This window comes from Acinetobacter sp. OYA S30 (assembly GCF_033599315.1).
GTDB classification, from domain to species: Bacteria; Pseudomonadota; Gammaproteobacteria; order Pseudomonadales; family Moraxellaceae; genus Acinetobacter; species Acinetobacter baumannii.
This window is the reverse complement of sequence record NZ_JAWVAV010000006.1, coordinates 1-18746: the sequence shown is the minus strand read 5'-3', so window position 1 is coordinate 18746 and position 18746 is coordinate 1. Positions and strand designations below refer to the sequence as shown.

17 protein-coding genes are annotated in these 18746 nt (G+C 37.6%); 12 read left to right on the top strand and 5 right to left on the bottom strand.

Annotated elements, in window-relative coordinates; genetic code table 11:
• Window positions 1-7 precede the first annotated feature (7 nt).
• The 3 genes from clpA to R5R67_RS04640 all read left to right on the top strand — a co-directional run bounded on the left by clpA (window position 8) and on the right by R5R67_RS04640 (window position 4132).
• Window positions 8-2284, top strand: a complete 2277-nt coding sequence (clpA, locus tag R5R67_RS04650; protein WP_000952702.1) for an ATP-dependent Clp protease ATP-binding subunit ClpA — start codon at window positions 8-10, stop codon at window positions 2282-2284.
• Window positions 2285-2287: 3 nt separating this feature from the next.
• On the top strand, window positions 2288-2650 hold the full coding sequence (locus R5R67_RS04645) for a YnfA family protein (protein ID WP_002040450.1): 363 nt from the start codon (window positions 2288-2290) through the stop codon (window positions 2648-2650).
• A gap of 426 nt (window positions 2651-3076) precedes the next feature.
• Window positions 3077-4132, top strand: coding sequence for a 3-deoxy-7-phosphoheptulonate synthase (locus R5R67_RS04640; RefSeq protein ID WP_009518395.1), 1056 nt, complete (start codon window positions 3077-3079; stop codon window positions 4130-4132).
• Between the two features lie 47 nt (window positions 4133-4179).
• On the opposite strand, the gene R5R67_RS04635 is transcribed toward R5R67_RS04640, so the two are convergent.
• The gene (locus R5R67_RS04635) at window positions 4180-5097 is read right to left on the bottom strand and encodes an alpha/beta fold hydrolase (RefSeq protein WP_001147225.1); all 918 of its coding nucleotides are present in this window, start codon (window positions 5095-5097) and stop codon (window positions 4180-4182) included.
• A 2-nt stretch (window positions 5098-5099) separates the two neighbouring features.
• Window positions 5100-5660, bottom strand: coding sequence for a PadR family transcriptional regulator (locus R5R67_RS04630; RefSeq protein WP_000056571.1), 561 nt, complete (start codon window positions 5658-5660; stop codon window positions 5100-5102).
• 135 nt (window positions 5661-5795) lie between these two features.
• Between R5R67_RS04630 and R5R67_RS04625 the strand changes: the two genes are divergently transcribed.
• The 4 genes from R5R67_RS04625 to R5R67_RS04610 all read left to right on the top strand — a co-directional run bounded on the left by R5R67_RS04625 (window position 5796) and on the right by R5R67_RS04610 (window position 10172).
• Window positions 5796-7820: an NADPH-dependent 2,4-dienoyl-CoA reductase gene (locus tag R5R67_RS04625; RefSeq protein WP_000061167.1), complete on the top strand. Its 2025-nt coding sequence runs from the start codon at window positions 5796-5798 to the stop codon at window positions 7818-7820.
• 71 nt (window positions 7821-7891) lie between these two features.
• The gene (locus R5R67_RS04620; RefSeq protein ID WP_318754775.1) at window positions 7892-8299 is read left to right on the top strand and encodes a nuclear transport factor 2 family protein; all 408 of its coding nucleotides are present in this window, start codon (window positions 7892-7894) and stop codon (window positions 8297-8299) included.
• 42 nt (window positions 8300-8341) lie between these two features.
• Window positions 8342-9058, top strand: a complete 717-nt coding sequence (locus tag R5R67_RS04615) for an SGNH/GDSL hydrolase family protein (protein ID WP_000266309.1) — start codon at window positions 8342-8344, stop codon at window positions 9056-9058.
• A gap of 19 nt (window positions 9059-9077) precedes the next feature.
• Complete coding sequence (locus tag R5R67_RS04610) at window positions 9078-10172, top strand: YheT family hydrolase (protein ID WP_000513054.1); 1095 nt, start codon at window positions 9078-9080, stop codon at window positions 10170-10172.
• 52 nt (window positions 10173-10224) lie between these two features.
• On the opposite strand, the gene R5R67_RS04605 is transcribed toward R5R67_RS04610, so the two are convergent.
• Both R5R67_RS04605 and R5R67_RS04600 read right to left on the bottom strand, forming a co-directional pair.
• Window positions 10225-11070, bottom strand: coding sequence for a metal-dependent hydrolase (locus tag R5R67_RS04605; protein WP_000844952.1), 846 nt, complete (start codon window positions 11068-11070; stop codon window positions 10225-10227).
• A gap of 235 nt (window positions 11071-11305) precedes the next feature.
• On the bottom strand, window positions 11306-11794 hold the full coding sequence (locus tag R5R67_RS04600) for a hypothetical protein (protein WP_001284535.1): 489 nt from the start codon (window positions 11792-11794) through the stop codon (window positions 11306-11308).
• A 223-nt stretch (window positions 11795-12017) separates the two neighbouring features.
• On the opposite strand from R5R67_RS04600, the gene R5R67_RS04595 reads away from it, so the two are divergent.
• The 3 genes from R5R67_RS04595 to eno are packed head-to-tail and all read left to right on the top strand — an operon-like array spanning window position 12018 to window position 15879.
• Window positions 12018-13655, top strand: coding sequence for a CTP synthase (locus R5R67_RS04595; RefSeq protein ID WP_000148660.1), 1638 nt, complete (start codon window positions 12018-12020; stop codon window positions 13653-13655).
• 31 nt (window positions 13656-13686) lie between these two features.
• Window positions 13687-14544, top strand: a complete 858-nt coding sequence (gene kdsA, locus R5R67_RS04590; protein ID WP_000080538.1) for a 3-deoxy-8-phosphooctulonate synthase — start codon at window positions 13687-13689, stop codon at window positions 14542-14544.
• A 45-nt stretch (window positions 14545-14589) separates the two neighbouring features.
• A complete protein-coding gene (eno, locus tag R5R67_RS04585; protein ID WP_000078452.1) occupies window positions 14590-15879 on the top strand; it encodes a phosphopyruvate hydratase in 1290 nt (429 codons plus the stop codon).
• 96 nt (window positions 15880-15975) lie between these two features.
• Here eno and R5R67_RS04580 read toward each other — a convergent pair whose 3' ends face one another.
• Complete coding sequence (locus R5R67_RS04580) at window positions 15976-16653, bottom strand: DUF421 domain-containing protein (protein ID WP_000366082.1); 678 nt, start codon at window positions 16651-16653, stop codon at window positions 15976-15978.
• Window positions 16654-17280: 627 nt separating this feature from the next.
• On the opposite strand from R5R67_RS04580, the gene ftsB reads away from it, so the two are divergent.
• Both ftsB and ispD read left to right on the top strand, forming a co-directional pair.
• A complete protein-coding gene (gene ftsB / locus R5R67_RS04575) occupies window positions 17281-17670 on the top strand; it encodes a cell division protein FtsB (protein ID WP_000895054.1) in 390 nt (129 codons plus the stop codon).
• On the top strand, window positions 17636-18352 hold the full coding sequence (gene ispD, locus R5R67_RS04570; RefSeq protein ID WP_009518399.1) for a 2-C-methyl-D-erythritol 4-phosphate cytidylyltransferase: 717 nt from the start codon (window positions 17636-17638) through the stop codon (window positions 18350-18352). The genes ftsB and ispD overlap by 35 nt, the downstream gene beginning before the upstream one ends.
• The last annotated feature ends 394 nt before the right edge of the window (window positions 18353-18746 follow it).

Sequence of the window (18746 nt, the reverse complement as noted above, 5' to 3'; positions counted from 1 at the left end):
GGGTCACATGCTCAGTCGTCAATTAGAAGTATCATTACGTTTGGCTGTTAGCATGGCTCGTCAAAAGAGACATGAGTTTCTTACAGTTGAACATTTACTATTAGCCTTACTCGATAACGATTCGGCTGTGAATGCATTAAAAGCATGCGGAGCTGATATTGTTTCTTTACGTAAAGAATTAGAAGAATATGTAGAACAACATACTCCTAAGCTTGGCGAAAATAGCGAGCAAGCTCCACATCCAACAGAAAGTTTCGACCGCATTTTGCAACGTGCAATTTTCCACGTTCAATCGAGTGGTGGTGACCGTACTGTTGAAGGTGCGGATGTTTTGGTAGCAATGTATTCAGAGCGTGATTCTTTTGCTGTTTATCTGCTTAAACGTCATCAAATTAATCGATTGACTTTAACTCAATACTTGTCTCATGGGACACGTAAAGACGAAGTTCAGGTTGAAGAAGAAGTTGAAGACATTGAGGGTGAAAGCAATTCAGGCAATGCCGGACCATTAGAACTTTATACGCTCAATTTAAATGTTGAAGCGCAAAAAGGTAAAACTGATCCACTCATTGGTCGTGAGAAAGAAATTGAGCGTACAGCACAAATTCTTTGCCGTCGTCGTAAAAACAATCCATTGTTAGTAGGCGACCCAGGTGTAGGTAAAACTTCAATTGCAGAAGGCCTTGCTTGGCTCATTGTAAATGGTAAAGCACCAAAACCGCTAAGCCATGCAGAAATTTACAGCCTTGATATTGGTGCATTGGTTGCGGGTACAAAATATCGTGGTGACTTTGAAAAACGTTTAAAACAATTGTTAAATGCTTTGAAGAAAAATCCGAATGCGATTTTATTCATTGATGAAATTCATATGATCATTGGTGCAGGCTCAAGTATGGGCAGTACGATGGATGCTTCGAATCTCATCAAACCAGCTTTAGCAAATGGTACTTTACGCTGCATTGGATCAACAACGTTCCAAGAATATCGTCAGGTATTTGAAAAGGATCATGCGTTATCTCGTCGTTTCCAAAAAATTGACGTAAATGAACCGAGCATTTCTGAAACTATTGATATTTTACGTGGCTTGAAAACGAAGTTTGAAGATTTCCACCATGTACAGTATGACGACAAAGCTTTGGTTTCTGCGGTTGAGCTTTCTGCGAAATTTATTAATGATCGTTTCTTGCCAGATAAAGCGATTGATGTCATTGATGAAGCAGGTGCACAGCGCCGTCTAAAAGCAGAAAGTGAAGACAGCTTAATTACTGTAGAGAACATCGAAGATATCGTTTCTAAGATTGCGCGTATTCCGCCTAAAACTGTATCTAAAGATGATAAATCTGTACTTGAAAATCTTGAGCGTGACCTAAAACGTGTTGTATTTGGTCAAGATGAAGCAATTACTGCACTAGCTTCTGCAATCAAGTTGTCACGTGCTGGTTTGAAATCACCGGATAAACCTGTTGGTAGCTTTGTGTTTGCTGGTCCTACCGGTGTAGGTAAAACTGAGGTTACGAAGCAATTAGCAAAACTTTTAGGTGTAGAGCTTGTTCGTTTCGATATGTCTGAGTATATGGAACGTCATGCTGTTTCTCGTTTAATTGGTGCTCCTCCAGGCTATGTAGGTTATGACCAAGGTGGCTTACTCACAGATGCGATTCATAAAAATCCGCACTGTGTATTGTTACTAGATGAAATTGAGAAAGCACATCCTGATGTATTTAACCTGTTATTACAAATCATGGATCATGGTGCATTAACAGACAATAATGGCCGTAAGTCAGACTTTAGAAATGTCATTATTGTGTTGACGACGAACATTGGTGCCGAAAGTATTTCTCGTGCAAGCATTGGATTTACAGAGCAAGACCATAGTTCGGACAACCAAGAAGCCATGAAACGTGCATTCTCACCTGAATTCCGTAACCGTCTAGATGGTGTTATTCAATTCAAAGCTTTACCAACCACAGTGATTGAATCTGTAGTTGATAAGTTCTTGACAGAATTGCAAGCGCAGCTAGATGAAAAACGCGTAGTTCTAGATGTCGATCAAAGTGCACGCGACTGGTTAGCGACAAATGGTTATGATCGCTTAATGGGTGCTCGCCCAATGCAACGTCTCATTCAAGAACACTTGAAGAAACCATTAGCTGAAATGATTTTGTTTGGTGAACTTGCAGATCATGGCGGTAATGTGGCGGTATCAGTGAAGAAAGAAGATGGTAAAGCAGTGGGTCTAAAACTTGAAGTGTTTGAAGATCACCATACGGCAGAACCAGCTTAATTTATGTTAATTGATAGTCTTTCTATAACCCGAATATTTAGTGTGTTCGGGTTATTTATTATTACTGCAATCGCTGAGATTTTGGGTTGTTACTTTCCTTATCTTATTTTAAAAGAAGGGAAGTCTGCGTGGCTATGGTTACCTACAGCACTGAGTTTGGCCGTGTTTGTCTGGTTGCTGACATTACATCCGGCAGCTTCTGGACGGATTTATGCAGCCTATGGCGGTATTTATATTTTTACTGCGCTTATGTGGCTTCGTTTTGTAGATCAAGTCGTTTTAACCAGATGGGATATCTTAGGTGGTTTAATCGTGCTTTGCGGAGCAGGTTTAATTATTTTACAGCCTCAAGGATTAATCCGTTAATTCTGAGAGTGATTATTTAAATTTTAAGTGAAAAAATAAGAGATTTTTTCGCAAAAAATACTTGTCAAAGTCATCAACAATGCGTATTTTAGATTTAAGGAACATTTTTTAATATTTGAGATAAAGATGTTAAATCAATCTGTGAATTCTAACGCTTACTTTTATTTCTGGCAATTTAGATAGTTGCCTGAGCGTATTCGGGCACGAGAGTTGCCCATCACAGTTAATACCTGATCGGCAACCCCGATCAGGTTTTTTTATGCTTTATCTTTTTCAAATCGAGGACTTCAAAATGAACAACATGACTTATTCATACTTTAGCAACTTTTATTGGTTTTACTTTTGCCTACCTTTGCCAACGAATAGATCCAAAACGCTCAAATAAATGATCGGACTGATTAGGTTTCAGTCCAAAGGAAAAGACCAATGAATGCCTTAAATACTTTACTAACTCAAAGCAATACAAAAGAAACACCAGTTAGTTTACCTGTTCAGTTAAAAGCTAAATACCCGCTTGTGCAGACCTTCGCACGACAAATTGCAGAACATCGTCAAATTATTCAAAATATTCTTGCTGGCAAAGATCAGCGCTTAATGGTTATTACAGGACCATGTTCAATTCATGACCCAGTTGCTGTACTTGAATACGCAGATAGATTGCAAAAATTACAAGAAAAAGTAAAAGATCAAATCTTCATTGTGATGCGTGCTTATATTGAAAAGCCACGTACAACAGTAGGTTGGAAAGGGTTTATGTATGACCCAAACCTTAATGGTTCATCTAATCTACAATTAGGTTTAGAAAAATCGCGTGAGCTATATTTACAAATTATTGAAAAAGGCTTGCCGATTGCGAGCGAAATTTTAAGCCCAATGGCAACAGGCTATTTTGATGATTTATTGGCTTGGGGTGCAATTGGAGCTCGTACTAGTGAGTCTCAGATTCACCGTGAAATCTCAAGTCATATGCCATACAGTATCGGTTTCAAGAATGGTACGGATGGCTCAATTCAAATTGCTTTAGATGCTATTCAGTCTGCACAAAATGAGCATCAATTTTTAGGTATGAATCAGCAAGGTTTGCCTTCAGTGATTCAGAGTGCTGGAAATCCATTGCCACATTTGATTTTACGTGGAGCCAATCATGGTCCTAATTATGATTTGGCTTCAATTCAAGCAATTAGAGAAAAGCACAAACAAAACCTACCTGCCTTAGTTATTGACTGTAGTCATGGTAACAGTGGTAAAGATCCTTTACGTCAGCCTGAAGTTTTACAGCAAATCGTTGCTGAACGTCTAAAAACTCAAGTAAAGGGTGTCATGATTGAAAGCCATTTAGTTGATGGTAACCAGAAGATTTCTTGTGAAATGACTTATGGTCAGTCGGTAACGGATGGTTGTTTGGGGTGGGATAAAACTGAACAGCTTTTGATAAATGTTGCTAAACAATTAAAAGCAAGTGAATTAGCTCATTCGGCTTAATGATGTAAACATTTAAAAAGGGATCTGTTTTAGCAGATCCTTTTTTTTTAAGAAGCATGTTTAAGTTCGGATAAAAAAGTAGTGATTTCATGCCCGAATTTTTTTGGCTCGGTTAATAATGGCGTGTGGCCTGAACGCTCAAAATAAATTGTTTTTGCATGTTCGACACTATGTGCAATTAGTGTTTGGCCTGTTTCTGGATAGAGTGTCGAATTGCGGCCAATAAAGAAAGTTGTTGGGCACTGTAATTGCTGAAGTGCTTCACGATAATCTTCATTGTGGAAAAGATAATTTTCGACATACCAAAATAAGTAGTCTAAACGTTGAATCGGAAGAAGATATTTTTGTAAAAATGGTTGTTTTAACGCAGTTTTAAAAACAAAAGGACTAAATGGATTGCTACTCTGCAATTCAATAAAATCTACCCATAAACGTACCAACTTTTGACGGTCCGGAAGTGATAATTCATACAGATATTTAGCATTTTTGTGAGTTGATAATAACTGATAAATATCATTGAGTAATTGTTTAAATTGGGCATGTAATGGCCCAAATAACCCATATTGCCATGTAGCATCTACTGAAATTTTAGGCGTTTGATCGATATGTAAATAGGCCTTTAACTGCTGAGCGAGATGAGCATGTTTCATGCCATGCATTGCAGTGGTGGCTCCCATTGAGTAGCCCATTAAAATAAATTTATCTAATTTTAATTGCTCAATTAAGTGAGCAACATCTTGCCAGTGGCTTGATATGGCATCTTGCTCGGGAATTGCACAATTTTTTGAACCGCCAAAGCCCCGCCAGTCGGGAATAATAAACTCGTATTCTTTACGATTTGCATAGATAAAAGGTAGCCATTGCCAACTTTGCATACCTAAGCCAGATAAAACTAATACCGGTTCACCACGACCAACACGGCGTACAAATAAACTTTCCTGATCGGGCATGGTGTAATAAGGCATGATTATTCTCCAGATACATTATCTTGAGCAAAGAGTTTTAATTGCGGGATGACTTGTTCCAACCATTTGATCCACTCAGTTTCCATAGTAATGCCGAGTTCTAAGATCATTTTATGAATATATAACACTCGATTATTCAAATCATCGCTATCTTTAAAATCTTTATCGTAAATAGTTTGGTAAAGCTTAAGCTTTTCTTGATGTAGACCAAGATGTCGTAACAGTTCGGGTAATATTTGATTATTGCCCAATTGCGCCTCAGCGCGCAATCTTACCATTAGGTCATCTCTAAGCTGTGCCGGTTCGCTTTGCTGCGTCATCCATGAAGCGAGTTCAATACGGCCAAGCTGTTCGACCTGATAAGTTTTTTTTCGGCCACTATCCATCTCATTTTCTAAAGTAGAAACCCAGCCTTTTTTAAGCATGTTATTGAGTTCACGATAAATTTGCTGATGTGTGGCATTCCAGAAAAAGCCCATAGATCGGTCAAAACGGCGGGCGAGTTCAAAGCCCGTGCTTGGCCGTTCTAGTAAACTAGTCAATAAAACATGAGGAAGTGACATGGCAATCCGTTTGTAAGCAAAAGTAAAGTGTGACTCATTAGATTATGCAACATGTTGCATAAAAGTCAAAATTTGATTATAAATTTGTGCAACAAGTTGCATTAAGCAAGCAGATTAGCAAGCCAAGGAGTTGTTATGTCGTTATATCCACATTTATTAAAACCATTAGATTTAGGTTTTACGACATTAAAAAATCGCGTATTGATGGGGTCTATGCATGTTGGTCTAGAAGAAGCGCCTGGTGGTTATGAGCGTATGGCAGCTTTTTATGCAGAACGTGCTAAAGGGGATGTGGGTCTTATTGTTACTGGCGGTATTGCACCCAATCAGGCAGGTTTAACCTTTGCTCATGCTTCTAAGTTAGATAGCACAGAAGAAGCCGAAAAACATAAAGTCATTACCGAAGCTGTACATGCTGCTGGCGGGAAGATTGCATTACAAATATTACATACGGGCCGATATTCTTATCAGCCAGAGATTGTTGCGCCCTCGGCAATTCAGGCACCTATTAATCCCATTAAGCCTAAGGCAATGACTTCTGCTGAGGTTCAACAAACGATTGATGATTTTGCAAACTGTGCGAAGCTTGCTCAATACGCTGGATATGACGGCGTTGAGATTATGGGTTCAGAAGGTTATTTAATTAATGAGTTTATTGCAGCCAGAACAAACCATCGTGATGATGAATGGGGTGGTAGCTATGAAAACCGTATTCGTTTTCCTGTTGAGATTGTAAAACGTACACGTGAAATAGTGGGTGAAAACTTTATTATTATTTACCGATTATCAATGCTTGATTTAGTTGAAGGCGGTTCTACTTTAGAAGAAGTGATTCAACTTGCTAAGGCGATTGAAAAAGCAGGTGCTACGATCATTAATACGGGTATTGGCTGGCATGAAGCTCGTATTCCAACAATTGCTACCAAAGTACCAAGAGCTGCATTTACTTGGGTCACTGAAAAATTAAAAGGCGAAGTTTCAGTTCCATTAATTACCTCAAACCGTATTAATACACCTGAAATGGCTGAACATGTATTAGCGTCGGGTCATGCGGATATGGTTTCAATGGCACGTCCAATGCTTGCAGATCCTGAGTTTGTTTTAAAAGCAAGTGAAGGCCGTAGCGATGAAATTAATACGTGTATTGGCTGTAACCAAGCTTGTCTCGATCACATTTTCTCTATGAAAATTGCAACATGTTTGGTTAATCCTCGAGCATGTTATGAAACAGAACTAATCTTTAAAGAAGCACAAAATCAGAAAAATATTGCTGTCATAGGTGCAGGACCAGCAGGTTTAAGTTTTGCTGTATATGCGGCAGATCGTGGACACCAAGTTAAAATCTTTGAAGCAAGTCATCAAATTGGTGGTCAGTTTAATATCGCTAAAACTGTGCCAGGTAAAGAAGAGTTCTACGAAACATTGCGTTATTTCAATCGTCAAATTGAATTACGCCCGAACATTGAACTTGTATTAAACCATCCAGCAACTTATGAAGAGCTAAGCCAATCAGATTTTGATGAAATCGTAGTAGCAACTGGTGTAACACCTCGTCAATTACAATTTGAAGGTATTGATCATCCAAAAGTGTTGAGCTACTTACAGGTGCTTAAAGAGCGTGTAGCAGTAGGTCAGCGTGTTGCCATTATTGGTGCGGGTGGTATTGGTTTTGATACGGCTGAGTACCTAACCCATGAAGGTGAAAGTGGTAGTTTAAATCCAGAAAAATTTTATGAAGAGTGGGGTATTGATACTCACTATGAACATGTTGGAGGTTTAAAGCAGCCAAAAGTTGAAGCTTCTGAACGAAAAATCTATTTGTTGCAGCGTAAAGCTTCCTCAGTAGGCGCGGGGCTGGGTAAAACGACTGGTTGGATTCATCGTACCGGGCTTAAGAACAGAAACGTTAAAATGTTAGCAGGTGTGCAATACGACAAAGTAGATGATCAAGGGCTTCATATTAATGTTGATGGCAAACCAACAGTACTTGAGGTTGATAATGTTGTGATTTGCGCGGGCCAAGAATCATTTACTGCGATGTATGACCAATTAAAAGCAGATGGTAAAAATGTTCATTTGATTGGTGGTGCTAAAGAAGCAGGTGAGTTGGATGCTAAACGTGCTATTCGTCAAGGTGCTGAACTAGCAGCGGTACTTTAATGACTTAAATGAGCATTGTCTTGGGTAAGAGAATGCTCATTACTAAAACCTATTTGAAGGAAAAATAAAAAATGACACTCGAAATAACTAAACAGTCATTAGAAAAATGGCATTACATGATTCAGTCAAATGACTTAGCGAACTTAAATGATTTGCTGGCAGATGAAGTCGTTTTCCGTTCACCGGTCGCTTATAAACCTTATGAGGGAAGACAAGTTGTTTTCTTTATTCTCACCAATGTAATTCAGGTATTTCAGAATTTTACCTATCATCGAGAATTTTACACGGAAGATGGTGAAAATGTTGTGCTGGAGTTTAGTTCGGATGTAGGAGATAAATCATTAAAAGGTATTGATATGATTCGTTTTAATGAGCAGGGTAAAATTGTTGATTTTGAAGTAATGATTCGTCCAATGAGCGGTTTAGCTGCATTAGCTGAGCAAATGGGCATACGAATAGCTCAATTTAAACCTCAATAATTTTGTTAAATAGCCTAAGAAAGAATATTGAGGTATATAAAAATGTGGTTAAAACTTTCAACTTTGTTTTTATTACCAGTATTATTCATACAAGGTCATAAAGTTCGAAAGAACACACCACGTTTAGCAGAATCCAAAGGTGAACGAGAAGGTAGAGCTGGTCAAGGTAAATCTTTATCTCTGCTTATTTTGGGGGATTCTGCCGCAGCAGGTGTTGGTGTAGAAAATCAGAAAGATGCCTTGTCTGGTGCTATTATTCAAGAACTGCAAAATGAATTTTCCCTACAGTGGAAACTTCATGCCAAAACTGGTGATACAACTCGACAAGTTTTTAATGCTTTGCAGCATTTAGAAGAGCAGAAGTATGATGTGATTGTGACATCTATTGGTGTAAATGATGTCACAAAGTTGACCTCTGCTAAATCATGGATTAAACAACAGAAGCAATTATTTGAGCATATAAAGAAACGTTTTCAGCCAAAGTTGATTATCGTTTCCGGTGTGCCTCCAATGCAACATTTCCCGGCTTTACCGAATCCACTAGCTTGGTTGTTTGGGCAATATGCAGAGCAAATGAATCAAAAATTACAACAATGGTTAGCACCACAAAGCCATTTTAAGTTTCTTGAATATGATATTGAAACTTTTCAAGCCATGAACTTGCCTATGGCAAGCGACGGTTTTCATCCAAGTAAAGAAGTTTACGCAGTTTGGGGACGGCAGGTTGCAGCCTTAGTGCGGCAATCATTTAACTCATAGTCATAGGTAGTTATTGGATATGGGCATATCTGTTTTTAATAAAATTAAAGATTTCGGTTCGGAGCTGTTCGATTTAGTGTTGGGCGCTGAGCACCCAAAAGTCTATTATCATCCTCAAGGAAAAATAAAAGATATTTTGGATAAGTTGCCACAACTTAAACAGAAATATCGTCCTACGCCTTGGCTCACAAATAGTCATGTTCACTTACTTTATTTTGATCTTATTAGAAAACAAACAATAAAGTTGGCATATGATCGAATTGATCAACTCACTATGAGTGATAGTGGTATTACCGCAATTGCTTGGTATGGCTATAACTTACCGCCAGATACACCAACAGTTGTAATTATGCATACCATTACAGGTACACCTGAGAGTATGCGTGAATTGGTACGTGATTTAAATCAATACACAGGCTGGCGAATTGCATTATGCCTGCGCCGTGGTCACGCAGGTTTGCCAATGCCTGTGCCACAAATTTCTCTATTTGGTTCTACGAGTGATTTAAAAGAACAGCTTAACCATATTCAAAGTTTATTTCCGGCATCGGATTTATATGCGGTAGGTTCTTCGGCGGGTACGGGGTTGCTAGTTCGTTATCTGGGTGAACAAGGCGAAGATACGCCTTTTAAAGCTGCTTTTGCGATGTGTCCGGGCTATAACACGGAAATTGGTTTTAAAAATGTCCATCCTTTTTACAGCAAAATGATGACTAAAAAGCTCTTCAAGTATTTTATTTATCCGTACCAAAATACATGGAGCCAGATTGCATCTTTAGAGAAAGTTTTATCAGCAACCAATTTGGAAGAATTTGAAAAAGAATACTTCGAGATGGCGGGTTTTGAAGATTATGAGACTTACTGTAAATCTATTAACCCGATTTATGTGTTCGAAAATATTAAAATTCCTTTGATGATTTTGAATGCTGAAGATGACCCTGTATGTTCTATTAAAAATTTAGAGCCATATAAAGAGCCAATTCAGCAGATGAGCAATGTTGCTGTGGTGACAACGAAAAAAGGAAGTCATTGTGCATTTTATGAAGGATGGCGCAGTACATCGTGGGCAGCACGTCTCATGGCTGATTATTTTTTAATTGAACATAATAAATAGATAATCTTTGAATATAAATAAAGCCCAGATCTCGGGCTTTATTTTTTATATTTTAAGATAAGAGGGGGGATCTATCACTTATTCCAAGTTTTACTTTTGTAGCGGCAACTAAAGCTTTTTCATCTGTCTGGTTGGGGTGAAAATCAAAACGGTAGTATTCAAGAAATTTAGGAATCAACACTTTATATTGTTTGCTCGCAAAGTTAAAAAAGTTGCGCCAAGTTTTGAAATTGGTCAGTTGCTTATCTCGTTTCATTAAAACAATATGGTAAATAGTTGAAAAGGCTGTAATCAAAACTAAACTGAATGTAAAAATTCCAACACGTGGAATATATGCATCTAATCCGTTGCCATATAGATGTTGATATAAATCGAATGCAACAGCTTTATGCTCGGTTTCTTCTACACTGTGCCATAACCATAGGTTGCGAATAGTGTTGTCGGTCATAAGCTCATTTACTGATTGCATCATGCTGACTACCAGAACAGCTGTATAGTGTTCTAATCCAACAGTTACCAATAAATTCCATTTTTTACTAAAAACTTTCTCAATAGCTTTAAGAACAATACCTGTAGCTTTCTCTAGTGATTCTGGGTTTAAACCATATTGTTGTGCACTGACATGGAAAGCATGATGTTCTTTAGAATGCATTGCTTCTTGACCAATAAATGCGCCTATTTCTCTGTCTAGAATTTCATTCTCTTTAGCTTTAGCTCGTAAAGCACGGACAGATCTAACAAAGTATGATTCACCTTCAGGAAATAAAGTCGAAAGACCCGTGAAATAGTGGGTGAGAGAAGGCTCATGATTGCACCAATAGCGCGGAGTATCTTCAAAATTGTAGTCCATGCGGCGGACAGGAAAAGAGGCTGGTGTACGGTTTAAAGCTGTTTTCATTTTCTTGCTCCAATCTTCTTTTAGATTAAGTTCCAAAAAGGAACTTGTTAATAAAAATTATAAGCAGACTAGATTGGAGTCAATAAATTTCGAATGATTGAAAATAGATTGTCCTAAAATGATAGACAGGAGAGCTTTAAAGACAAAAAGTAATAAAATTAAATTTATTTATATTATGACTATTTATATAAATGCCCAAATTAAAAAAATAATTTGGGCATTCTTGAACAGAAGCTTAGTTCTTAAGTGCTGGTGTTGCAGCAGCAATAGCAGCAGCAACGGCATCATCTTCTGTGTTCGCAGGCTCAGTTGCCTTAGCAGCTGGTTTTGACTGAGCTTTTTCCGGTTTAGGTTCAGCTTTAGGCTCAGGTTTTTTTTCTGGTTTAGGTTCTACTTTTGGTGTCTCAGATTTAGGTTGTTCAGCAACTTGTGTCTGTGAAGATTCATCAGAACGCGCAGGACGAGTTTCACGGCGAATTTCAGTTGTCGTGTTAGCAGTTTCTTCACGATGAACTTCAACTTGTGGTTGCTCTTGAACTTGAGCTTCTTGAGTATCTACACTCTCTAAAGATTCAAATTTTGCAGGCTTCTGTGGTTGAGGTTCTGAAACAGCAGTTTCAACCTTGTCTTGCTCTTCTTCTTTCGGTGTCTCTTTTTTAACGCATGCGGTTAACAATAGTCCAGCCGCAATTGCAGCACAGATTAAAAGTTTTTTATTTGCCATTGCCCTAAACAACATTTAATTGAGGAATTGGCATTATAACAGTAAATAGCTATGAAAAAATCATGTCAGATTGAGCTAATTTTTTATTAAAAATGCTGATAGAATAACCAGTTGTTTATTGTTCTTTGAATTGATGCGGTTTGACTTTGCTTTATAGGGGCAGAGTACAGTAAAATTGCCAAACATTGTAGGCCGATTTCGGCTTGATTGTACGAGAAACTTAATGACCCATTTTATTTTTGTCACTGGTGGTGTGGTTTCATCGCTAGGTAAAGGTATTTCTGCTGCTTCTGTTGCTGCACTTTTGGAAGCTCGTGGCTTAAAAGTCACAATGGTTAAAATGGATCCTTATATTAATGTCGATCCAGGGACAATGAGCCCATTCCAGCATGGTGAAGTTTTTGTTACCGAAGATGGTGCAGAAACAGATCTGGATCTGGGTTATTACGAACGTTTCTTACGTCGCGCGAAAATGACCAAACTAAACAACTTCACTAGTGGTCGTGTATATCAAGACGTTTTAAATAAAGAGCGTCGTGGTGATTACTTAGGTGGTACAGTTCAGGTTATTCCTCATATTACCGACAATATTAAAGAACGTGTACTCCGCGCGGGCGAAGGCTATGATGTTGCTATCGTAGAGATCGGTGGTACCGTAGGTGATATCGAATCTTTACCGTTTATGGAGTCGGTTCGTCAGTTAATGGTTGAGCTTGGTCATAAACGTACCATGCTTATGCATTTAACTTTGTTGCCATATATTAAGTCAGCAGCGGAGTTAAAAACCAAACCAACTCAGCACTCTGTAAAAGAGTTACTTTCAATCGGTATTCAGCCAGATATTCTTATCTGTCGTACTGAGTATGATGTTGATGCAGACACTAAACGTAAGATCGCGTTATTCACTAACGTAGAGGCTCGTGCGGTTGTCGTGTGTAAAGATGCGAAAACGATCTATCAAATTCCACGTGGCTTCTATGAGCAAAACGTAGATGACCTGATTTGTGAACGTTTTGGTTTTACTGATTTACCGGAAGCTGACTTAACTGATTGGGATAATGTTGTAGAAGCATTACTTAACCCAGAATACACAGTACGTGTAGCAATGGTCGGTAAGTATGTTGAATTACCGGATGCTTATAAGTCCGTAAACGAAGCATTGTTACATGCTGGTATTAAAAATCGCGTAAAAGTACAAATTGATTATGTCAATGCTGAAGAGCTTGAAAGTCAAGATGTTTCTATTTTGAAAACAGCTGATGCGATTTTAGTTCCTGGTGGTTTTGGTGAGCGTGGTACTGAAGGCAAAATGAAAGCTATTCAATACGCACGTGAAAATAGTATTCCTTTCTTGGGAATCTGTTTGGGTATGCAGTTGGCTGTTATTGAATATGCTCGCCATGTTGCAGGTATGCCAGAAGCTTCTTCTACAGAATTTAACCGTTCTACAAAATATCCATTGATTGGTTTAATTACCGAATGGTTAGATGAGCGCGGTGAATTACAACAGCGTAGCCTTGAGTCTGACTTAGGCGGAACAATGCGTTTAGGTGCACAAAAATCAGAATTGGTTGAAGGCACAAAAACTCGTGAAGTTTACGGAAAAGCTGAGATTACCGAACGTCATCGTCACCGTTATGAAATGAATAATCGTTTCATTGAAGCGATTGAACAAGCGGGCATGAAGATTTCTGGTTATTCTTCAGCGCAACATTTAGTTGAAACTGTAGAAATTCCTGAACATCCTTGGTTTATTGCTGTACAATTCCACCCGGAATTTACAAGTTCACCACGTGATGGACATCCATTATTTGCTAGTTTTATTGACGCTGCAAAAACACAGCATCAAAAAAGTAAGTAATGCGATTTTAAAATAAACTGGGAAAGTTTAAATGTCACAATTAAAACCACAAGAAGTTGTACGTTTAGGCGATATACAAATGGCAAATCATTTGCCATTTGTATTATTTGGCGGAATGAACGTACTCGAGTCAAAAGATTTAGCTTTTGAAATTGCTGAAACTTATATTGATATTTGTAAACGCCTAGATATTCCTTATGTATTTAAGGCGAGTTTTGATAAAGCAAACCGTTCTAGTTTGCATTCATTCCGTGGTCCTGGACTTGAAAAAGGTATTGAATGGTTAGGCGACATTAAAAAACATTTTAATGTACCCATTATTACCGATGTTCACGAACCATATCAGGCAGCGCCAGTTGCCGAAGTCGCTGATATTATCCAGCTTCCTGCTTTCTTAAGCCGTCAAACTGATCTTGTTGAAGCAATGGCGAAAACCCAAGCTATTATCAACATTAAAAAAGCACAGTTCTTGGCTCCTCATGAAATGCGCCATATTTTGCATAAATGTTTAGAAGCGGGAAATGACAAACTTATTCTTTGTGAGCGTGGCTCAGCATTTGGCTATAACAATTTAGTTGTAGACATGCTTGGCTTTGACATCATGAAAGAAATGAATGTACCTGTATTCTTTGACGTGACTCATGCTTTACAAACTCCAGGTGGTCGTTCAGATTCAGCTGGTGGTCGCCGTGCTCAAATTACAACATTGGCACGTGCTGGTATGGCAACAGGTTTAGCGGGATTATTCCTAGAGTCTCATCCAGATCCAGACAAAGCGAAATGTGATGGACCATCTGCATTGCGCTTGTCACAGCTTGAGCCATTCTTGGCACAACTAAAAGAATTGGATACTTTAGTTAAAGGATTCAAAAAGTTAGATACTCATTGATGCAGGAATTTGCATCGCGTTATTCATTCAACTGAGGAATTGTTCATGAGCCAAATCGTTGACATTCGTGCACGTGAAATTTTGGACTCTCGTGGTAACCCAACCATCGAAGCAGACGTCATCTTAGAATCTGGGGTGGTTGGTCGTGCATGTGCACCATCTGGTGCTTCAACTGGTTCTCGTGAAGCTTTAGAACTTCGTGACGGCGACAAATCTCGTTACTTAGGTAAAGGCGTTCGTACTGCTGTTCAGAATGTAAATAGCTCAATTCATGAATTGCTTGTTGGTCAAAGTGTTTTTGAACAAAAAGCGCTTGATGAAAAAATGATTGCTTTTGATGGCACTGAAAACAAATCTAAATTAGGTGCTAATGCAACTTTGGCGGTATCTTTAGCAGCAGCTCACGCAGCAGCAGCTGAACAAAAACTTCCATTGTTCCAATACATTGCTAACTTACGTGGTCAAACTACTTTGACTATGCCTGTACCAATGATGAACATTTTGAACGGTGGTGCTCACGCAGATAACACTGTTGATATTCAAGAATTCATGATTGAGCCAGTTGGTTTCACTTCATTCGCTGAAGCATTACGTGCTGGTGCAGAAGTATTCCATTCTTTGAAATCAGTTCTTAAGAAACAAGGTTTGAACACAGCTGTAGGTGATGAAGGTGGTTTTGCGCCTAACCTTCGTTCAAATGAAGAAGCGATTACAGTAATTCTTCAAGCAATTGAGCAAACTGGTTATAAAGCTGGTTCAGATATTATGCTTGCACTTGACTGTGCATCTTCAGAATTCTACAAGAATGGTCAATATATTCTTGAAGGTGAAGGCAACAAGTCTTTTACAAGCAATCAATTTGCTGATTACTTAGCTGGTCTTGTTAAGCAGTATCCAATTATCTCTATTGAGGATGGTTTGGATGAGTCTGACTGGGAAGGCTGGAGTTACTTAACTTCAATTCTTGGTGATAAAATCCAATTGGTTGGTGACGATTTATTCGTAACTAATCCTAAGATTTTACAACGTGGTATTGATGAAAAAGTTGGTAACTCAATTTTGATCAAATATAACCAGATTGGTACATTGACTGAAACTTTAGATGCAATCTACCTTGCTAAAGCAAATGGTTACACTACTGTTATTTCTCACCGTTCTGGTGAAACAGAAGATTCAACTATTGCTGATTTAGCAGTAGGTACAGCAGCAGGTCAAATTAAGACTGGTTCACTTTGCCGTTCTGACCGTGTTTCTAAATATAACCAATTGCTTCGTATTGAAGAGTTAACTAAAGCGGTTTACCGCGGTAAAGCTGAATTCAAAGGTTTAAACTAATCTTTTGAATAAAGTTTTATTTATTTAAATATTGATGAAAAATTAATATTTAAATATAAGTGCTATTTCTAAGTGTTAGAAATAGCACTTTTTTATTTACCCTAAGCGCCGGGTTTTTAAAGATTCAGCCCAACTGTGGTGATGACAACGAGAGCATTCTTGATCTAGTTTATTTAAAATTTTAGTTTCGCCACATTTCATACAGGAATAAAAAGTATTAATTTTAAGAACTTCTGCTTTACGATAAGCATCAGGGAATAAGGGAAGTCCCCATTTGACATCTTCATCTTCATAATAAAGCAAGCTTAGAATACCATCCGATTCAAGCAGGGCTGTTCTGACTTGGCCTAAATGTTCAACGTTTTGTTGGCGCATTTCCGAAAAAAACTCATCATGAGAATAAGTCTGTTTTTGGAAATCTTTGTAGACTAAAAGGCCTTCTTTAACGACACAGAGCGCTTTTCCTTCCAATAAATCTTCAATTTTTTTATGTTTTACCATACCCCAAGTGACCAGGCGATATAGAGAAAGAATAGCGATAAAAGCTATCAATGCATGGGCAATCGGTAAATCTTTAGTAAACATAGGATCGCCAGCAGCAGAACCTAAACATAAAATAATGGCAAGTTCAAATAAGGAGAGTTGCCGAATACCACGTTTACCAGATAGCCTTAGAAAACTAATGATAATGATAAACATGATGGTACAACGGACCAAAATTTCTAAAACAAAGGACCACGTTGTGTCACCTATAAGAATATTAGAAAGATCCATCTTTTTCTCACTTGTTTAAATATGTATAAAAAATACATTTAAAATTCATATCAGAATAAAATTAAAAAAAATATACTTTTTAAGTGGTTATTGGTTAAGAAATTGATATATGTGTATTGTTATATGAAATTAAAAGATATAAATCTCATATATAGAATAGAAGGGCCGAGCTTGAAAAAAATGACGATACAACTATTAAATTTTAAAAAAATTCTGTTTTATTAATTTATCATCTTGAATAAAATTCCGACCGGAATCAAGCATTGTAAGTAATACAATATTTAAACTTTGATCATTGATGGTAAGAAGATAGTCTTTATGTTCAGAGAATCTATTTCTATATATCTTTCAGGAGAGCTTTTTTATATTTATTGAGACACTTTTTTTGTTAATTAGAAGTATTTTTATATGCATAGATTGATTTATAAGCAGTTGTGTTCATAAACATTATTTTCCTTTCCAATTGAGTTGAATTTTGACAAAATGAAACATGTCACAATGGTCAATTTAAAGTAATATGACCATTCATCGTTTTGCAGGAACTTTGCAGGAATTTTGCATGCTGCTTGTAAATTGTCATACAATACAAAAACTTAATCAAAGTTTTTAATTAAAGCTCTTAATGCTATGTTAGAAGTATTTCGTTCCACTTCAAGCAAACTTATATTGCTACTGGTTATTGTTTTAGTGGCTATATTGCAATATCAGTTTTGGTTAGGTGAGGGTGGTTATTTTCCTCATCAAGCGCTTATGCAGCAGATTCAACAACAAGCCGAAGTAAATGACGAGCTTAAAGAGCGAAACCGTATTTTGGCAGCTGAAGTTTTCGACCTAAAGAATGGTACGGAGGCGATAGAAGAGCATGCTCGCCTAGATCTAGGTTTGGTTAAGCCACATGAGACATTTGTTCAAATGAGTACAATTAGTACCCATTACAAACCTATTTATATTGACCCGAACGCTAAAGTAGATTTGGAAACTAATGAGACACCTCCATCACCAGACATCCCAGACTAAATTATGGGCAGTTATTCCTGCGGCTGGTTCAGGAAGTCGGTTTTCCAAAACTGAATTAAAGCAATACCAATATATTCAAGATGCTACTGTTATAGAACATACGGTTAAGCGTTTAAGTCAGCTTCCGCTGACGGGTTATGTTTTGGCAATTGGAAAACAAGATACTTTTGCCTCAACTTTATCTTTTCAAGATAAGCATAAAGCGCATTTTTGTAATGGTGGCATTGAACGTGTGCACTCGGTTTTAAATGCTCTGAATTATCTATCACAGATTGCGGATGAAGGTGATTGGGTATTAGTACATGATGCAGCAAGGCCTTGTGTGACTTTTGAATGTTTGAATACTCTTGTTAAAAATGCAATTGAGACTAATCAGAGTGCTATTTTGGCAATTCCGGTACGCGATACGCTAAAACAAGTGAATCAGGAACAGCAAATTGATAAAACTGTGAGTCGAGAGCTGTTGTGGCAAGCTCAAACTCCTCAAATTGCTAAAATTGGAATTCTTAAAAAAGCGATAGAAACAGCGCTAAAAAATAATTTGACTATTACTGATGAGGCGTGTGCACTTGAATCTATAGGAGAGAGTGTACAGGTGGTCATGGGGCGTTCTGATAATATAAAAATTACTTACCCCGATGATTTAGAACTTGCTCGCTTGATTTTACAATCACAAAATTAAGATTTTATATACAGGATAGGTGGTAATTTTTACCTATAAAATAGCCTAAGTGAATATGGTATTTCTATATATCTATTCAAAATAATTAGTATTTTTTTACAACTTGTATTTGTAAGATTGAATAAGTAATTTACTTAGATAATGTTCGATAGTCGAACAAAAAAATCCTAAATCGAACAAAACTATATATAGCTGACTAGATCAAAATCTGAAAATTATCAAAAATGTTTAAAAGGGAAATCTAAGGGAAACACTCGGGATTGAGTGAAATATTTATCTATTCTTCTCGCCTCAGTGTGCCTAAATCTCTTACCTCTCTCTTCTTCAATGAGCACAATGGAGTTGTCTAATGATTGACAAAAGTAAGTCCTCACTAAGCGAGGTTTTATCGCAA

Coding starts and splice junctions, on each gene's coding strand:
- ispD (WP_009518399.1), top strand. CDS start 17,636: ATGAGACACCTCCATCACCAGACATCCCAGACTAAATTATGGGCAGTT.
- R5R67_RS04610 (WP_000513054.1), top strand. CDS start 9,078: ATGGGCATATCTGTTTTTAATAAAATTAAAGATTTCGGTTCGGAGCTG.
- R5R67_RS04600 (WP_001284535.1), bottom strand. CDS start 11,794: ATGGCAAATAAAAAACTTTTAATCTGTGCTGCAATTGCGGCTGGACTA.
- R5R67_RS04595 (WP_000148660.1), top strand. CDS start 12,018: ATGACCCATTTTATTTTTGTCACTGGTGGTGTGGTTTCATCGCTAGGT.
- R5R67_RS04645 (WP_002040450.1), top strand. CDS start 2,288: ATGTTAATTGATAGTCTTTCTATAACCCGAATATTTAGTGTGTTCGGG.
- ftsB (WP_000895054.1), top strand. CDS start 17,281: ATGTTAGAAGTATTTCGTTCCACTTCAAGCAAACTTATATTGCTACTG.
- R5R67_RS04630 (WP_000056571.1), bottom strand. CDS start 5,660: ATGTCACTTCCTCATGTTTTATTGACTAGTTTACTAGAACGGCCAAGC.
- R5R67_RS04605 (WP_000844952.1), bottom strand. CDS start 11,070: ATGAAAACAGCTTTAAACCGTACACCAGCCTCTTTTCCTGTCCGCCGC.
- R5R67_RS04620 (WP_318754775.1), top strand. CDS start 7,892: ATGACACTCGAAATAACTAAACAGTCATTAGAAAAATGGCATTACATG.
- R5R67_RS04635 (WP_001147225.1), bottom strand. CDS start 5,097: ATGCCTTATTACACCATGCCCGATCAGGAAAGTTTATTTGTACGCCGT.
- R5R67_RS04640 (WP_009518395.1), top strand. CDS start 3,077: ATGAATGCCTTAAATACTTTACTAACTCAAAGCAATACAAAAGAAACA.
- R5R67_RS04625 (WP_000061167.1), top strand. CDS start 5,796: ATGTCGTTATATCCACATTTATTAAAACCATTAGATTTAGGTTTTACG.
- eno (WP_000078452.1), top strand. CDS start 14,590: ATGAGCCAAATCGTTGACATTCGTGCACGTGAAATTTTGGACTCTCGT.
- clpA (WP_000952702.1), top strand. CDS start 8: ATGCTCAGTCGTCAATTAGAAGTATCATTACGTTTGGCTGTTAGCATG.
- R5R67_RS04580 (WP_000366082.1), bottom strand. CDS start 16,653: ATGGATCTTTCTAATATTCTTATAGGTGACACAACGTGGTCCTTTGTT.
- R5R67_RS04615 (WP_000266309.1), top strand. CDS start 8,342: ATGTGGTTAAAACTTTCAACTTTGTTTTTATTACCAGTATTATTCATA.
- kdsA (WP_000080538.1), top strand. CDS start 13,687: ATGTCACAATTAAAACCACAAGAAGTTGTACGTTTAGGCGATATACAA.